Here is a 14768-nt window from a genome sequence, read left to right on the forward strand (position 1 = left end):
CGCTACCACTGGGGGAGGCGGGCGTAGTGGTAAGTGTGACTGGTCGTGAAGCCAAGTCCGTCATAGAGCGCGATCGCACCATCGTTCTCCGCCTCGACCTGGAGGCAGGCACCGGTGGCGCCCTCCTCGGCGGCCCGGGCGGCGAGCACCGCCATCAGCGCCGTGGCCAGGCCCGCGCGCCGGGCGTACGGGGCGACCTCGATCGCCCCGAAACAGGCCCACGGTCCGTCGATGACACAGCGTCCGATCGCCGGCGGCGGCTGACCGGCCGCCCCCGGCACGGTGGCGAACCAGACCGAAGGGCCGCCGTGCAGCACCGCTCGGGCGGCCTCCTCCACCGCCGGGTCGTCCGTCACCCGCCGGTACAGCGCCATCCACTCCGGACCGGCCGTCCGGGACAGCCGGACCCGGTCGTGCCCCGAGCCGATCCGGGCCAGCGTCGCCAGCGCGGCGGTCCGTACCAGGGTGGGCGAGTACGCGGCGCCCAGCCGGTCGAGCTCGGCGCGCAGTTCCTCCGGCGAGCCGGGCACGCAGACCTCGACCCAGGCGGGCAGGGCGCGCGCACGGTACCAGTCCTGGACGGCCGCCAGCGCCCGCGGCAGCGGCAGCCCGGGGTCGCCGAGGGCCTGGACGGAGTTGGCCCGGCGGGTGAAGCCGGCCGAGGCGCGCAGCGTCCAGTCGCCGAGCGGCTCCTGCTCGACGGCGGGCCAGCCGCGCGCCGCGATCCGCTGGAGCTCGACCGCCGTCGCGACGGGCGGGGCGACACGCCGGGCCGGGAAGAGCGGCACCACCTTGCCCGCGACCAGCAGCTTCTCGTCGAACGAGACCGGATCGCCACTCCTCGGGACGACCGTCAGTCCAAGATCGTCCCACGATGTGAGCACGCCGATCACATCGCGGAACACCGGCCTGTCGTCCACGAACTCCGAGACGCGCCGTACTGAAACGCGTCGTCCCACGTCAGAGCGGTCTATCCGGACCTCCGGACGCGACTCCACGGGCCCGCTGGACGCCATCTGGGCACCTCCTGTGCATTTGCGGTCTCCGACCCGCGATACTAGGGGCGGGCATCGACGACGCCGCGCTCACCCGCGCACGCGAGCAAAACAGAATGGGCCGCCGAGCCCTTCCGAGGAGGAACGACAGCGTGACCTACGTCATCGCGCAGCCTTGTGTCGACGTCAAGGACAAGGCGTGCATCGAAGAGTGCCCGGTTGACTGCATCTACGAGGGCGAGCGATCGCTCTACATCCACCCGGATGAGTGTGTCGACTGTGGCGCTTGTGAGCCGGTCTGCCCGGTCGAGGCGATCTTCTACGAGGACGACACTCCGGAGGAGTGGAAGGACTACTACAAGGCGAACGTCGAGTTCTTCGACGACCTCGGTTCGCCCGGTGGTGCCTCGAAGCTCGGCCTGATCGAGCGCGACCACCCGTTCATCGCCGCTCTGCCGCCGCAGAACGCCGACCACTGACCGATCGGTGGCAACTGAGCTGTGAGTACCAACGACAGCACGCACGCGCCGTTCCCGGGCCACCCGGGGGCGGCGCGCCGCGTTTCCGACCTCCTGCCGGTCTTCCCCTGGGACAAGCTGGAGCCGTACAAGCGGACCGCCCTCGCCCACCCGGGCGGGCTCTGCGACTTCTCGGTGGGCACCCCCGTGGACCCGGTCCCCGAGGTGATCCAGAAGGCGCTGGCCGCCGCCACGGACACGCCCGGCTATCCGACCGTCTGGGGCCCGGTGGAGCTGCGCGAGGCGATCGCCGGCTGGCTGCGCCGCCGGGTCGGCGCCGAGATCGGCCCGGAGGCCGTCCTGCCGACCGTCGGCTCCAAGGAGCTGGTGGCCTGGCTGCCGACCCAGCTCGGCCTCGGCCCCGGTGACCAGGTCGCCTACCCGCGGCTGGCCTACCCGACGTACGAGGTGGGCGCGCGGCTCTGCGGCGCCGAGCCGGTCGAGTACGACTCGGTGGACGAGCTGGACGGCTCGCGGGTGCGCCTGATCTGGGTGAACTCGCCGTCCAACCCGACCGGCCGGGTCCTGGGCGCGGACGAGCTGCGCCGCGCGGTCGAGTGGGCCCGGGAGCACCGGGCGCTGCTGGTCAGCGACGAGTGCTACCTGGAGCTGGGCTGGGAGGCCGACCCGGTCTCCGTCCTGCACCCGGACGTCTGCGGGGGCTCCGGCCGGGAGAAGCGGCACGAGGGCCTGCTGGCCGTCCACTCGCTCTCCAAGCGTTCCAACCTGGCGGGCTACCGCGCCTCCTTCGTGGCGGGCGACCCGGTGGTGGTCAGGGAGCTGCTGGAGGTGCGCAAGCACGGCGGCATGATCGTGCCGGCGCCGGTCCAGGCGGCGACCGTCGCGGCGCTCGCGGACGACGCGCACGTGGCCGAGCAGCGTGGACGGTACGCGGCCCGGCGCTCGGCGCTGCGGGCGGCGCTGGAGGCGTACGGCTTCCGGGTGGAGCACTCGGAGGCGAGCCTCTACCTGTGGGCGACCCAGGACCGGCCGTGCTGGGAGACGGTGGCCGAACTGGCCGGTCTGGGCATCCTGGTGGCGCCCGGCGACTTCTACGGGCCGGCCGGCGGGCAGTTCGTCCGGGTCGCGTTCACCGCGACCGACGAGCGGGTCGCGGCGGCCGTGGAGCGGCTGCGCGGCTGAGCCCGCGGACGTGCTGCGGAGGGGGCCGGTGCCCCGACGGACACCGGCCCCCTCCGCGTGCCGTTCCCCGGTCAGCCGATCGGCAGCCCGCTGAGGCTGCCGCCGTTCAGGCCGCCCAGCAGCCCGGAGAGCGGGCCGGTGAGGCCGGCCAGCGGGTTGTTCGCGCCGAGGTCGGTGCCGCCCAGGCGGTTGGCCGAGCCGTGCTCGGCCAGGCCGAGCACGTCGGCACCGGGCAGACCGGCGGGCAGGGCGCGGGTCACCGCGCCGATCGGCAGCGCGTCGGTGACGGCGTTGGCGCCGGGGACGGCACCGGTGAGCGTCTCGGCGCCGGGCAGGGCCTGGGTGACCGCGCCGGTCTGGGTGAGCCCGCCGACCGGGTTGGTGGTGGCGGCGCTGCGGCCGGCCGCAGCGTGGCCGGTGACGGCCTCGCCGAGCTTGCCGGCCAGGGCGGAGGCCACCTTCGGGGTGACGGCGGAGAGCTGGCCGGTGGTGGCGGCGGTCTTGTCGACCGGCGCGGTCAGCGAACCGGCCTTCTCGTTCGCCTCGGGAAGCTGCTGGGCGACGATGTTGCCGGTGGCGTCCGCGGTGGCGGGTACGCCCGCGGCGACGGTGGCGGCGCCGGTGTTCCCGGCGGCCTGGCCCAGCTCGTGGGTGGTGTGCTGCAGGGTGGAACTCGCGTCGGTGTTGGTCAGCTGGCCCAGCGGCGCGGCCAGGTCCGACTTGGGCAGCAGGGCGTCGGCTGCGGACGCGGAGCCGGCCGCGACCAGCGGGGTCGCTCCGGCCGCCACGAGCAGCGCGGCCTGGGCGATCCGGCGCGTGAGGGAGTGAGACATGGGGCTCCTCGAAGGGTCTGGGTCCGTCCCGTCCGCCGGGCGGACGACGTTCATACCGCTTGAGAAGCCAGAAGGTTTCGGTCGGTGCAACGAAAGCGCATAGCCGACGATCGGATCGTATGTCTGACGCTGTGCCGGGTCGGCCGGCCCGTCCGGTGGCGCGGACGGGCCGTGGCCAGGGGAAGTGACGGTTCTGCACTCCGGCGGGGACAACCAGCCACCCGTCCACCGGGGTTGACCGGAATCACCGGTTCGGCGGTAACCCGGACACCAGTGCGTCAGCTCTTCCCGACGGAGGCCAGCGAGACCTGCACGAGCTTGGTCGAGGTGCCGGTCGGCTGCGGCTTCCAGCCGTCCTCGGACTTCGCCTTCCGCCAGATCCTTCCGTCGTACGCCACCGTCTCGATGCCCAGCTCCTGGGCCTGCGTCACCGCCCAGTGCGCCACCGCCCAGCCGTTCTGCCGCTCGGCGTCCGGGCCCGCGTCGGTGCTCGCGGCCGGGTCCGGCGTCAGCGAGACGGCGTTCCCGACGCCCTTGATGGTGGAGGCGTACCCGGTGGCCGGCGTCACCGTCCGGCCGAACTCACGGCGCACCCGGTCGGCCAGCGCCTGCGACCGGTCCGGCCGTCCGGCCGGCGAGGCGGAGGCCGACGCGGACCCGGTCGGGGTGGCGGCGTCGTCGGCCGGATCCGGCGCGTCGAAGTCGTGCACCACACAGGTCAGCGAGGCCGGCTCGCGGCCGGTGAGCGCCGAGGCCAGCAGCGTCGCCTTGGTCTCGTGCTTGGCGTAGGCCTGCGGGTAGCCGCTCTTCTGCACCTGCTGCGCCGCGTCGGTCAGCGGAAGCCGGGTGTAGCCGGGCACCTTGACCAGGCCGTCCAGGAACTTGTTGGTCGCGTAGACCGGGTCCATGATCTGCTCCACGGTGCCCCAGCCCTGCGAGGGACGCTGCTGGAACAGACCGACCGAGTCCCGGTCGCCGCCCGACAGATTACGGATCTTGGACTCCTGCATCGCGGTCGCCAGCGAGATGGTCACCGCCCGGTCCGGCAGGCCGCGCGCGTGCGCCACGGCGGCGATCGTCGCCGCGTTGGCCGCCTGCGGGAGCTCCAGCGTCCCCTCGCCGGCCGGCGTCTTCACCTCGCAGCCCTCGGCCGTGAACTTCTGGTCGCGGAGCCAGTACAGCCCGACCGCGACCAGTACGAGCGCCAGCAGCCCGATCAGCACCGCCCGCAGCGGCCTGCGGCGCCGCCGGGGCGCCGTGTCGCCGCCCTGCCCGCCGCTCCTCTTCCTGGCCACCGCCGCCCCTCTCCACCGTCCCTTGATCCGACACCGTACCCACTCGGACGGACGTACGGCGCAGGCGGTTCTGTGTTATCGCCCTTCGCCGCCGGGCGCTCGTACCCGGTGCCGACGCTCCTCGCTTCGTCGCGCCCTCCTTCGTCGGTTGCTCCCGCGCTCTTTCGCTTTCGGCACCGGCGCGCCCTTTGGCTCAGGGCGGGTTCGCCCTTCGCCGCCGGGCGCTCGTACCCGGTGCCGACGCTCCTCGCTTCGTCGCGACCTCCTTCGTCGGTTGCTCCCGCGCTCCTTCGCTTTCGGCACCGGCGCGCCCTTTGGCTCAGGGCGGGTTCGCCCTTCGCCGCCGGGTGGCGCGGCGATAGGCTGGACGACCATGAGCAGCCCGAACACGCCCCTGGACCTCACCCTCGACGGCGGCACGCTGACCGCCCGGCTCGTCGACTTCCCGTCGGTCAGCGGCGACGAGCAGGCGCTCGCCGACGCCGTGGAGGCCGCCCTGCGCGCCTACCCGCACCTCACCGTCGACCGGCACGGCAACAACGTGGTCGCCCGCACCGACCTGGGCCGCGCCGAGCGCATCCTGCTCGCCGGCCACCTGGACACCGTGCCGATCGCCGACAACCTGCCCTCCCACGTCGAGGGCGACCTGCTCTACGGCTGCGGCACCTCCGACATGAAGTCCGGTGTGGCCGTCCAGCTGCGGCTGGCCGCCACCCTGCCGGAGCCCAACCGCGACCTCACCTTCGTCTTCTACGACTGCGAGGAGGTGGAGGCCCACCGCAACGGCCTCGGCCACCTCGCCGCCGAGCACCCCGACTGGCTGGCCGCCGACTTCGCGGTGCTGCTGGAGCCCAGCGGCGCCACCGTCGAGGGCGGCTGCCAGGGCACCATGCGGGCGCAGATCCGGCTCACCGGTGTGCGCGCCCACTCGGCCCGCAGCTGGCTCGGTGACAACGCCATCCACCACGCCGCCGAGGTGCTCGGCCGGCTCGCCCGGTACCAGCCGCGCCGGGTGGAGATCGACGGCCTGGAGTACCGCGAGGGCCTCAACGCCGTCCGCATCGACGGCGGCGTGGCCGGCAACGTCATCCCCGACGAGTGCGTGGTGACGGTCAACTTCCGCTTCGCGCCCGACCGCAGCGAGGCCGACGCCGAGAAGCACGTGCGCGAGGTCTTCGAGGGCTACGAGGTGACGGTCACCGACTCCGCCCCGGGCGCGCTGCCGGGCCTCGCCCAGCCCGCCGCGCAGGCCTTCCTGGCCGCCACCGGTGGCGTCGCCCGCGCCAAGTTCGGCTGGACCGACGTCGCCCGGTTCAGCGCGTTCGGCGTCCCCGCGGTCAACTACGGCCCCGGCGAACCGAACCTCGCGCACAAGCGGGACGAGCACTGCTCGCTCAGCGCCGTCACCGAGACCGAGCAGCGGCTGCGCGCCTGGCTGACCAGCTGAGCAGCCGCCGAACACGCCATCTTCCGGACGCCCAACCGACCTTCCCCCGTTGCCTGAAAACGGGGATCAACGGGCGTAGGGTTTCGTCATGACAGGCACAGGAGACGACAAGCACTACGGACACGGCCCCGAGCAGGTGGGCGAGCCGCCGCAGAAGAAGGCCTGGCCCGAGAAGCAGAAGGGCCCGGTGCTGGTGCGCCGGGACCAGGTCGGCACGAGCACCACGGACCAGCGCCTGCTGGACACCACCGGGCCGACCGACTGGCTGCACACCGATCCGTGGCGGGTGCTGCGGATCACCTCCGAGTTCGTCGAGGGCTTCGGTGCGCTGGCCGAACTCCCTCCCGCGATCAGCGTCTTCGGCTCCGCCCGGACCCCGGTCGACTCGCCCGAGTACGCGGCGGGCGTGGAGATCGGCCGGGCGCTGGTCGAGGCCGGCTACGCGGTGATCACCGGCGGCGGCCCGGGCGCGATGGAGGCCGCCAACCGCGGTGCCTCCGACGCGGGCGGGCTGAGCGTCGGCCTCGGCATCGAGCTGCCCTTCGAGCAGGGGCTCAACGAGTTCGTCGACCTCGGACTGAACTTCCGTTACTTCTTCGTCCGCAAGACGATGTTCGTCAAGTACGCGCAGGGCTTCGTGGTGCTGCCCGGCGGACTCGGCACGCTGGACGAGCTGTTCGAGGCGCTCACCCTGGTGCAGACGAAGAAGGTCACCCGCTTCCCGGTGATCCTCTTCGGCAGCGAGTACTGGGGCGGCCTCTTCGACTGGCTGAAGAACACCCTGGTCGCGCAGGGCAAGGCGGCCCCGCACGACCTCGAACTGTTCCACATCACCGACGACGTCGACGAGGTCATGAAGATCCTCGCCGACGCCCGTCGGCCGGTGAACGGGATCTGACCGGCCTACGCCAGCCCCCGGCGGGCCACCGCCGGGGGGCGGGTGCCCCGGATCGAGGCGACCATGTCCAGCACCTGCCGGGTCTCCGCCACCTGGTGCACCCGGTACACCTGGGCGCCCAGCCAGGCCGAGACGGCCGTGGTCGCCAGGGTGCCGAGCAGCCGCTCGTCCACGGGCCGGTCCAGCGTCTCGCCGACGAAGTCCTTGTTGGAGAGCGAGACCAGCACCGGGAAGCCGGTCGCGGTCATCTCCGGCAGCCGCCGGGTGGCCTCCAGCGAGTGCCGGGTGTTCTTGCCGAAGTCGTGCCCCGGGTCGATGATCAGCGCGTCCCGCCGCACCCCGAGCCCGGCGGCCCGCTCGGCCAGCCCGACGGTCACCCGCAGGATGTCCGCCATCACGTCCTCGTAGCCGACCCGGTGCGGCCTGGTCCGCGGTTCGGCGCCGCCCGCGTGGGTGCAGACCAGCCCGACGTCGTGGCGCGCGGCCACCTCGGCGAGTCGCGGGTCCACCCCGCCCCAGGCGTCGTTCAGCAGGTCAGCGCCCACCTCGCAGACCGCCTCGCCGACCTCGTGCCGCCAGGTGTCCACGCTGATCACGGCCCCCGGGTGGCGCCGGCGCAGCTCGGCCACGAACGGCACCGTGCGCCGCAGTTCCTCCTCGACCGTGACCTCGTCGCCCGGCCCGGCCTTCACCCCGCCGATGTCCAGGATGGCCGCGCCCTCGGCCATCGCCCGGTCCGCCGCGGCGAACGCGGCCTCGTCGGCGAAGGTGGCGCCCTTGTCGAAGAACGAATCCGGGGTGCGATTGACGATCGCCATGATCACCAGCTCGTCGTCACCGAATTCCCGTGGTCCCAGACGCAGTGCCACCGATGTCTCCTCCACAGCTGCTCCGGGTGCGATGATGGCCCCCGGCCTATCGGGGACCATGATCCCACTGTTGTCAGGGCCGGCCGGGAAGTCGGGAGGACAGCTCGTGTTCTGGGTGATCGTGGTGGCCATGGCCGTGGTGGTCGGCGGCGCCGCGCTGGTGGCGCTCGGCGGGGGCGGCTCGCTGCCGGAGGCGGTGCAGGACCGGATCGCCGCGCGGCTGCCGCAGGACCGTCCGCTGAGCCGGGACGACGTGGACGGGATCAGGCTGCCGATGGCCGTCCGCGGCTATCGGATGGACGAGGTGGACGACGTCCTCGACCGCCTCGGCGCGGAACTCGCGTACCGCGACTCGCGGATCGCCGAGCTGGAGGCGGGCGCCGCGCTGCGCGGCGCGGTCGAGGCCGGCCCGGACACCGGCGCCGAACCGCTGCCGGGCCTGGAGGAGTTCGCCAAGGTGGTCGAGCCCGCCGTGGTGCTGACCAAGGAGCCCGAGGACGCGAAGCCGGGGCGGGACCAGTGACCGAGCCGCTGACCGAGCCGCTGACCGAGCCCCGCGCCGGGACCGGCGCCGTGGTCGGCCCGGACGGGCTGCGGCGCTGCGCCTGGGGCGACTCGGCGGACGACTACCGGGTCTACCACGACACCGAGTGGGGCCGCCCGGTGCACGGCGACGACGCCCTGTTCGAGCGGGTCTGCCTGGAGGCCTTCCAGTCCGGGCTGTCCTGGATCACCATCCTCCGCCGCCGCGCGGGCTTCCGGGCCGGGTTCGCCGGATTCGAGATCGCCAGGGTCGCGGAGTTCGGACCGGCCGACGTGGAGCGGCTGCTCGCCGACACCGGCATCATCCGCAACCGCGCCAAGATCGAGGCGGCCATCGCCAACGCCCGGGCCGCCCGCGAACTCGACGGCGGACTCGACGCGTTGATCTGGCGGTTCGCCGGTGACCCGGACCGGCCGGCCCCCCGCACCATGGGCGAGGTGCCGGCCATCACACCCGAGTCGACGGCGCTGGCGAAGGCGCTGAAGAAGGAGGGCTTCCGCTTCGTCGGCCCGACCACCGCCTACGCCCTGATGCAGGCCTGCGGCCTGGTCGACGACCACCTGGCCGACTGCCACGTCCGGGCGGCCCTGACGCGCTGAGGCGGCCCGGACGGCCCCTCGGGCCCGGGCGTCAGCGCCCCAGGTACTCCGGCTTCTCCTTGGCGATGAAGGCGCGGACCGCGATCCGGTGGTCCTCGCTGTCGCCCGCCAGGGTCTGCAGCTCGTCCTCCTTGTCCAGCAGTTCGTCCAGCGTGTGCGAAGCGCCGTACGCCAGCGACTCCTTGATGGCGCCGTACGCCACCGTGGGGCCCGCGGCCAGCTCCTTGGCGAAGGCCCGCGCGGTGGCGGCCAGCTCGGCGGCCGGGACCACCTTGGTGGCCAGACCCAGCTCCATCGCCTCGGCGGCCTTCACGGTCCGCGGCAGCATCAGCAGTTCGGTCGCCTTCGCGTGCCCGACCAGCCGCGGCAGCGTCCAGGACGCGCCCGAGTCGGCGGTCAGCGCGATCCCGGCGAAGGCGGTGTTGAAGCCGGCCGTGTCCGCGACGATCCGGAAGTCGCAGGCGAAGGCCAGCGAGGCGCCCGCGCCCGCCGCCACCCCGCCGACCGCCGCCACGGTCGGCTTGCGCATCCCGGCCAGCGCCCGCAGCAGCGGGTTGTAGTGCTCGGCGACGGTCTTCAGCGCGCCCTCGCCGGTCTCCCCGGCCCGCTTGAGCAGCTCCAGGTGCTCCTTGAGGTCCTGCCCGACGCAGAACGCGCGCTCACCGGCGCCGGTGAGCAGCACCGCCCGCACCGCCCGGTCCTCGGCGGCGGCCGCCACGGTGTCCCGCAGCGCCACCTTGGTCGCGGTGTCCAGCGCGTTCATCGCCTCCGGGCGGTTGACGGTGATGACGGCCAGGCCGCCGTCGAGCTCGTACAGGACGGAATCGGACATGGGCGAGGGCTCCCTTGTGATCGTCGCGGGGTCGGTCGTCTGTCAGGATGCCGGAGTGCGCGGCCGGGTGGGGAGTGTGAGGTATCGCACCTTTCGGTGCCGCGCCGACCGCCGCCGCGCCGGGGCTTATGCCGGGAAATGTGCCGCTTGGGCCCAATCCGGCCGTGGTTGCACCGAGAGTGATGTTGGTCATCAGCCCGTGGCATGCGGGATAATGGCTTCCGATCAATGCGTTCGATACCGGCGGTGGACGGACTGCCGGTGCGTAGCTGAGCGTTGCAGGAAGGGGAACGAGCATGGCGGCCATGAAGCCGCGGACGGGTGACGGCCCGCTCGAAGTCACCAAAGAGGGGCGGGGCATCATCATGCGCGTTCCGCTCGAAGGCGGCGGACGCCTTGTGGTGGAGCTCACGCCTGACGAGGCCGACGCCCTCGGCGAGGCCCTGAAGAAGGCCTGCGGCTGACCGCAGCGGGAACTCCCCATCTCCTGGAGATGTGCCGCCGGGCCCGGGTTCGACACGATGTGTCGGCCCGGGCTCTGTGGTTTCCGCCCCGGGCCCGGGTCCTGCCGGGCCCCGCTGCCCGGCCGGGCCCCCGGCCCCGTCGGGCCCGCTACCGCTTGACGGCGCAGAGCAGGCCGTCCGAGACCGGCAGCAGCGCCGGCAGCAGGTCGTCGCTCTCCCGGACGTCCCGGACCAGGTCGCGCACCGCGTGGGTCTGCGGGTCCTGCTGCTCCGGCTCGGCCAGCCGGCCCTCCTGGAACACGCCCTCGAAGCAGACCATCCCGCCCGGCCGCAGCAGCCTCAGCGACTCCGCCAGGTACTCCCGGGACTCCGCCGGGTCCCCGTCGCAGAACACCAGGTCGTACTGGCCGTCCGCGAGCCGGGGCAGCACCTCCAGCGCCCGGCCCGGTATGAACCGGGAGCGGTTGGCCGCGAATCCGGCCGCGTGGTAGGCCTCCCGGGCCAGCTGCTGGCGCACCGGCTCGGAGTCCACCGTGGTGAGCACACCGTCCGGCCGCATCCCGCGCAGCAGGTAGACGCCGGAGACGCCCGTCCCGGTACCGATCTCGGCGACGGCCTTGGCGTCCAGCGCCGCGGCCAGCAGCCGCAGGCAGGCACCGCCGCTCGGCCCGATCGACCTTATTCCCGTCCGCGCCGACTGGGCCCGGGCGTAGGTCAGCACCGCGTCCTCGCCCACAAAAGTGTCGGCGAGGGCCGCACGCGCGGGCCCGAACTCGCTGATGGCTGCCTCTTTCGGAGCCCCGGGTGGCGGCCCGGTGCCGAGGGGATGTCGATATTTCCTGCCACAGATTACTGGCCGACCGGGAACCGCGTACGGCGGCGGGCCGTTGCTGAAGAAGGGACCGGCCTGCGGATACCCCCCGGGCACTTTTATCCGGGCTTGACGGGTGAGGTGGATATGGTGGTGGCCCTGCTGGGCAGAAGAGCCGACCGAGGAGGTGTGGCCGAGGGCGACGTCCCTGTGCGGCGGCACATCCGCGGCACCGCGTCAGTCCGTACGCCGAAGCCCGTGATGAACCAGCCTGCGCACTCCACCCTGGACCAGCCGGCCGCCGAGACGCCGGTCGCCGGTGCCGCCGAGGCCCCCGCCGCCCTCGCGACCTTCACCGAGGGTCCCGACGCGCAGACCTGGACTCCGCCCACCTGGGAGGAGATCGTCGAGGCGCACAGCGCCCGCGTCTACCGCCTCGCCTACCGCCTGACGGGCAACCAGCACGACGCCGAGGACCTCACCCAGGAGGTCTTCGTCCGGGTCTTCCGTTCGCTGTCGACCTACACCCCCGGCACGTTCGAGGGCTGGCTGCACCGGATCACCACCAACCTGTTCCTGGACATGGTCCGCCGCCGCCAGCGGATCCGCTTCGACGCGCTCGGCGAGGACGCGGCCGAGCGCCTGGCCAGCCGCGAGCCGAGCCCGGCCCAGCACTTCAGCGACACCCACTTCGACGCCGACGTCCAGCAGGCGCTCGACACCCTCGCCCCGGAGTTCCGCGCCGCCGTGGTGCTCTGCGACATCGAGGGCCTCTCCTACGAGGAGATCGCCGCGACGCTGGGCGTCAAGCTCGGCACCGTCCGCAGCCGCATCCACCGCGGCCGCTCCCACCTGCGTGCCGCGCTCAAGCACCGCGCCCCCGGCTCGGCCCCCGGCCGTGAGCGCCGGGGCGGCTCCGAGGAGCCGGTGCCGGTCGGTGCCGTCGCCGGTGAGGCCGTCGGGGCGCCTGGTGGGCGCGGACGGAGGCGATCGTGAGCGCAACCGGCCGGTCAGGGCCGGACGCGGTCGGCAAGGCCGCGGCCCGGAGGAGCGGTTGGGCCCAGCTCGGACGCCGGGGCCACGAGGAGCCCGACGCGCCCGCGGTGCTCGCCGGCCCGCTGCCGGGCGAGTCGGCGCTGCGCGCGGTGGCCGTCCGGCCGACCGAGCCCGCCGCCGAGGAGCACCATCTCGGGGAGCGGCTCTCCGCCTTCGTCGACGGCGAACTCGGCCATGACTCCCGTGACCGTGTCCAGGCCCACCTGGCGACCTGCCCGGAGTGCCTCGCCGAGGCCGACGAGGGCCGGGCCGTCAAGCACCTGCTGACCCGTACCGGCACCCCCGGCCCGTCCTCGGCGCTGATGGCCCGGCTGATGGCCGTCGGTGCCCTCCCGGACGACGAGCGGCCGGGCGGCCGGCCCCGCCGCGACGACGACGACCTCCCCGGCGGCGGCGTGGCGGCCGCGGGCACGCTCGGCGGCAGCCGGCTCACCGGCGGTTCGTTCGGCCGGGGCGCGGGTGCCTCCTTCGGCGCGGGCGCGCTCGGCGCCGACGCACCGCTGCCCGGGGTCGACCCGAGGGCGTTCGGGCGCGGCGGTTCGGTGCTGCGCCCGCTGATGGGCCGGCGCACGGGCCGGCCCGAGGCTCCGGTCCGGCCGCAGCCGGCCGCGGCGGCCACCGCGGTGGCCCGGCAGGCCCCGCCGCGTGGGCGCCGGTTCGTCTTCGCCGCCGCCGGCGCCTTCTCGGTCGCCGCGGTCACCCTCGGCGGGGTCGGCGGCTTCGCCGGTCCGGCCGACGAGCAGCACGGCACCTCGGTGAGCCCGGTCGGCGGCCCCGGCCGCGGGGGTCCGGTCCCGATGAACGCGCAGGTCCCGGTGGACTTCCCGGTCCACCCGGTGGCCGCCACCCGTTCCGCGGTCCCGCCCCGGGACCTGCCGGACCGCGTCACCGGCTCCGGTCTCGCCGGGATGCACCACGAGAACCGCTAGAACGGGCCTCGCGGGCCGCTCGTGACGGTTATGGCCATCGGCAGGTCTTTACCACGGCTTCATCACCGTGTGGGTCAGGGACCGGCCGGTGGCCATTACGCTGTTAGGAACCGCCGTCGGAGGAGCTAGGGAGCTTAGGTGTTCAGCGACGTAGGCTCACTGGAGGTCCTGACCCTGGTCATCATGGCCATCGTGATCTTCGGTCCGGACAAGCTGCCGAAGCTGATCCAGGACACCATGGGCTTCATCCGGAAGATCCGGTCCTTCGCCGACAGCGCGAAGGAGGACATCCGCAGCGAACTGGGCCCCGAGTTCCAGGACTTCGAGTTCGAGGACCTGCACCCCAAGACCTTCGTCCGCAAGCAGCTCATGGGCGGCAACGAGGACCCGCTGGGTCTCAAGGAGATGCGGGACACCCTGGACATCCGGTCGGTGCTGGACGACAAGCCCGCCGCCACCGTGAACGGCCGCGCGGGCACCGTCAGCATGGACAAGTCCGCCGCCGCTCCGGCGGCCTCCGCCGGGGCCCCGCTCCAGCCCGGTGAGCGGCCCCCGTTCGACCCCGACGCGACCTGACGAGGCCTGCCGCGACCCGGCGCCGGCACCCCGCGAGCGACACCACCGCCCCGTCCGGCCGCCCGGCTGAGCGGGGCGGTGGTGTGTGCGCCGCTATTGTGCTGATTGTTCCCGCTGTGCCGTCTGTCACTTCCGGTCCGATCCGGACCGAAGGCGCACGGCGGAGACGCCGGGGTGGGCCACCATGGGAGCGCACCGCGGCAGGGAAAAACGTGCGTTGAGGAGGTCCGGGATGGACGCGACGAGTCATGCGGTGGGGACGACGGCCACGGCGGGTGGCCCGGTGGTCGGCGGGCAGCCCGGCCCGGCGGACCCGCTGGTGCCCTACCTGTCGGCGGACTTCCCCTGGTACGGCCTGGACGACGGCTGGACCGGGCGCCGCTATCTGATGCAGGCCGGCGCCGGGGGCCCGCGCGCCGGGGCCGCCGGCAACGTCGACTACGGCACCCTCGGCCACGGCGAGGAGCCGGCCAGACAGTACGAGCCGCGTGACATGCGCAAGTTCGCCGTGGTCGTCACGATGGCCCGCCGGGAGAGCCGCCGCAGCGTCGACAACACCGGCACCCTCGAGGCGACCTCGGCCTCCTCCGCCGCCTGGCTGGCCGGCTCCGGCCTGCTCGCGGCGACCTGGCCGGGCCAGCTGGACCGCACGCTGCGCCAGGACTGGCTGGACCAGCAGAGCACGCTCGCCTGGGACCTCGCCGACGACCTGGCCGGCCCCGGCTGGTCCACCCTCAGCCTCCCGGTGAACGGCCTGCCGCAGCCCTTCCGCTACCGCGAGTCCGAGTACGGCTGGGTGCTCGCCGGCGAGGCCCCCGGCGTCCTGCTCGGCGCCTACGGCCGGGGCGTCAGCGCGTACGGCGCGGGCTTCGCCACCGTCCCCGACCTGACCGCCTACACCCGCCCCTGAGCCGCCCGCCCGGGGGCTCCGCGGCCCCCGGAGACGGCAACGGGCCGGA

General features: G+C 73.7%; 17 protein-coding genes. 11 read left to right on the forward strand and 6 right to left on the reverse strand.

Going from position 1 to position 14768, the window contains the following annotated elements:
* Nucleotides 1-2: 2 nt before the first annotated feature.
* Complete coding sequence (locus AB0P06_RS24715) at nucleotides 3-920, reverse strand: GNAT family N-acetyltransferase (RefSeq protein ID WP_363610838.1); 918 nt, start codon at nucleotides 918-920, stop codon at nucleotides 3-5.
* Between the two features lie 227 nt (nucleotides 921-1147).
* Between AB0P06_RS24715 and fdxA the strand changes: the two genes are divergently transcribed.
* Together fdxA and dapC are read left to right on the forward strand one after the other, a co-directional pair.
* Entirely contained in the window at nucleotides 1148-1474 is a 327-nt protein-coding gene (fdxA, locus tag AB0P06_RS24720) for a ferredoxin (RefSeq protein WP_030061559.1), read from the forward strand.
* A gap of 21 nt (nucleotides 1475-1495) precedes the next feature.
* Nucleotides 1496-2656: a succinyldiaminopimelate transaminase gene (gene dapC / locus AB0P06_RS24725; RefSeq protein WP_363610840.1), complete on the forward strand. Its 1161-nt coding sequence runs from the start codon at nucleotides 1496-1498 to the stop codon at nucleotides 2654-2656.
* A gap of 71 nt (nucleotides 2657-2727) precedes the next feature.
* Here the strand turns inward: dapC and AB0P06_RS24730 are convergent, their stop codons facing one another.
* Both AB0P06_RS24730 and AB0P06_RS24735 read right to left on the reverse strand, forming a co-directional pair.
* Nucleotides 2728-3489 carry a hypothetical protein gene (locus tag AB0P06_RS24730; RefSeq protein ID WP_363610842.1) on the reverse strand — a complete coding sequence of 254 codons (762 nt, stop codon included), beginning with the start codon at nucleotides 3487-3489 and terminating at the stop codon, nucleotides 2728-2730.
* 278 nt (nucleotides 3490-3767) lie between these two features.
* Nucleotides 3768-4784 (reverse strand): hypothetical protein, encoded by a 1017-nt coding sequence (locus AB0P06_RS24735; RefSeq protein ID WP_363610844.1) that lies wholly within the window; start codon nucleotides 4782-4784, stop codon nucleotides 3768-3770.
* Nucleotides 4785-5157: 373 nt separating this feature from the next.
* Here AB0P06_RS24735 and dapE point away from each other — a divergent pair, with 373 nt between their 5' ends.
* Both dapE and AB0P06_RS24745 read left to right on the forward strand, forming a co-directional pair.
* On the forward strand, nucleotides 5158-6231 hold the full coding sequence (gene dapE / locus AB0P06_RS24740) for a succinyl-diaminopimelate desuccinylase (RefSeq protein WP_363610846.1): 1074 nt from the start codon (nucleotides 5158-5160) through the stop codon (nucleotides 6229-6231).
* Nucleotides 6232-6319: 88 nt separating this feature from the next.
* Nucleotides 6320-7129, forward strand: a complete 810-nt coding sequence (locus tag AB0P06_RS24745; protein ID WP_363610848.1) for a TIGR00730 family Rossman fold protein — start codon at nucleotides 6320-6322, stop codon at nucleotides 7127-7129.
* A 5-nt stretch (nucleotides 7130-7134) separates the two neighbouring features.
* Here the strand turns inward: AB0P06_RS24745 and folP are convergent, their stop codons facing one another.
* The gene (gene folP, locus AB0P06_RS24750) at nucleotides 7135-7947 is read right to left on the reverse strand and encodes a dihydropteroate synthase (RefSeq protein ID WP_363610931.1); all 813 of its coding nucleotides are present in this window, start codon (nucleotides 7945-7947) and stop codon (nucleotides 7135-7137) included.
* A 157-nt stretch (nucleotides 7948-8104) separates the two neighbouring features.
* Here folP and AB0P06_RS24755 point away from each other — a divergent pair, with 157 nt between their 5' ends.
* Both AB0P06_RS24755 and AB0P06_RS24760 read left to right on the forward strand, forming a co-directional pair.
* Nucleotides 8105-8521: a DivIVA domain-containing protein gene (locus tag AB0P06_RS24755; RefSeq protein WP_363610850.1), complete on the forward strand. Its 417-nt coding sequence runs from the start codon at nucleotides 8105-8107 to the stop codon at nucleotides 8519-8521.
* The gene (locus tag AB0P06_RS24760) at nucleotides 8518-9141 is read left to right on the forward strand and encodes a DNA-3-methyladenine glycosylase I (RefSeq protein WP_363610851.1); all 624 of its coding nucleotides are present in this window, start codon (nucleotides 8518-8520) and stop codon (nucleotides 9139-9141) included. The genes AB0P06_RS24755 and AB0P06_RS24760 overlap by 4 nt, the downstream gene beginning before the upstream one ends.
* A 31-nt stretch (nucleotides 9142-9172) precedes the next feature.
* On the opposite strand, the gene AB0P06_RS24765 is transcribed toward AB0P06_RS24760, so the two are convergent.
* Complete coding sequence (locus AB0P06_RS24765; RefSeq protein WP_363610853.1) at nucleotides 9173-9973, reverse strand: enoyl-CoA hydratase-related protein; 801 nt, start codon at nucleotides 9971-9973, stop codon at nucleotides 9173-9175.
* Nucleotides 9974-10269: 296 nt separating this feature from the next.
* Here AB0P06_RS24765 and AB0P06_RS24770 point away from each other — a divergent pair, with 296 nt between their 5' ends.
* Nucleotides 10270-10437, forward strand: coding sequence for a DUF3117 domain-containing protein (locus AB0P06_RS24770; RefSeq protein WP_014137929.1), 168 nt, complete (start codon nucleotides 10270-10272; stop codon nucleotides 10435-10437).
* Nucleotides 10438-10585: 148 nt separating this feature from the next.
* On the opposite strand, the gene AB0P06_RS24775 is transcribed toward AB0P06_RS24770, so the two are convergent.
* Nucleotides 10586-11218: an O-methyltransferase gene (locus tag AB0P06_RS24775; RefSeq protein ID WP_363610933.1), complete on the reverse strand. Its 633-nt coding sequence runs from the start codon at nucleotides 11216-11218 to the stop codon at nucleotides 10586-10588.
* A 177-nt stretch (nucleotides 11219-11395) separates the two neighbouring features.
* Between AB0P06_RS24775 and sigE the strand changes: the two genes are divergently transcribed.
* The 4 genes from sigE (at nucleotide 11396) to AB0P06_RS24795 (ending at nucleotide 14719) form a co-directional block, all read left to right on the forward strand.
* On the forward strand, nucleotides 11396-12244 hold the full coding sequence (gene sigE / locus AB0P06_RS24780; RefSeq protein WP_363610935.1) for an RNA polymerase sigma factor SigE: 849 nt from the start codon (nucleotides 11396-11398) through the stop codon (nucleotides 12242-12244).
* The gene (locus AB0P06_RS24785; protein ID WP_363610855.1) at nucleotides 12241-13233 is read left to right on the forward strand and encodes a zf-HC2 domain-containing protein; all 993 of its coding nucleotides are present in this window, start codon (nucleotides 12241-12243) and stop codon (nucleotides 13231-13233) included. Before sigE ends, AB0P06_RS24785 begins: the two co-directional genes overlap by 4 nt.
* Before the next feature lie 138 nt (nucleotides 13234-13371).
* The gene (locus tag AB0P06_RS24790; protein ID WP_363610857.1) at nucleotides 13372-13809 is read left to right on the forward strand and encodes a sec-independent translocase; all 438 of its coding nucleotides are present in this window, start codon (nucleotides 13372-13374) and stop codon (nucleotides 13807-13809) included.
* A 232-nt stretch (nucleotides 13810-14041) separates the two neighbouring features.
* Nucleotides 14042-14719 (forward strand): hypothetical protein, encoded by a 678-nt coding sequence (locus AB0P06_RS24795; protein ID WP_363610859.1) that lies wholly within the window; start codon nucleotides 14042-14044, stop codon nucleotides 14717-14719.
* Nucleotides 14720-14768 lie beyond the last annotated feature (49 nt).

It is taken from the genome of Kitasatospora sp. NPDC088351 (genome assembly GCF_040685575.1).
Classification (GTDB): domain Bacteria; phylum Actinomycetota; class Actinomycetes; order Streptomycetales; family Streptomycetaceae; genus Kitasatospora.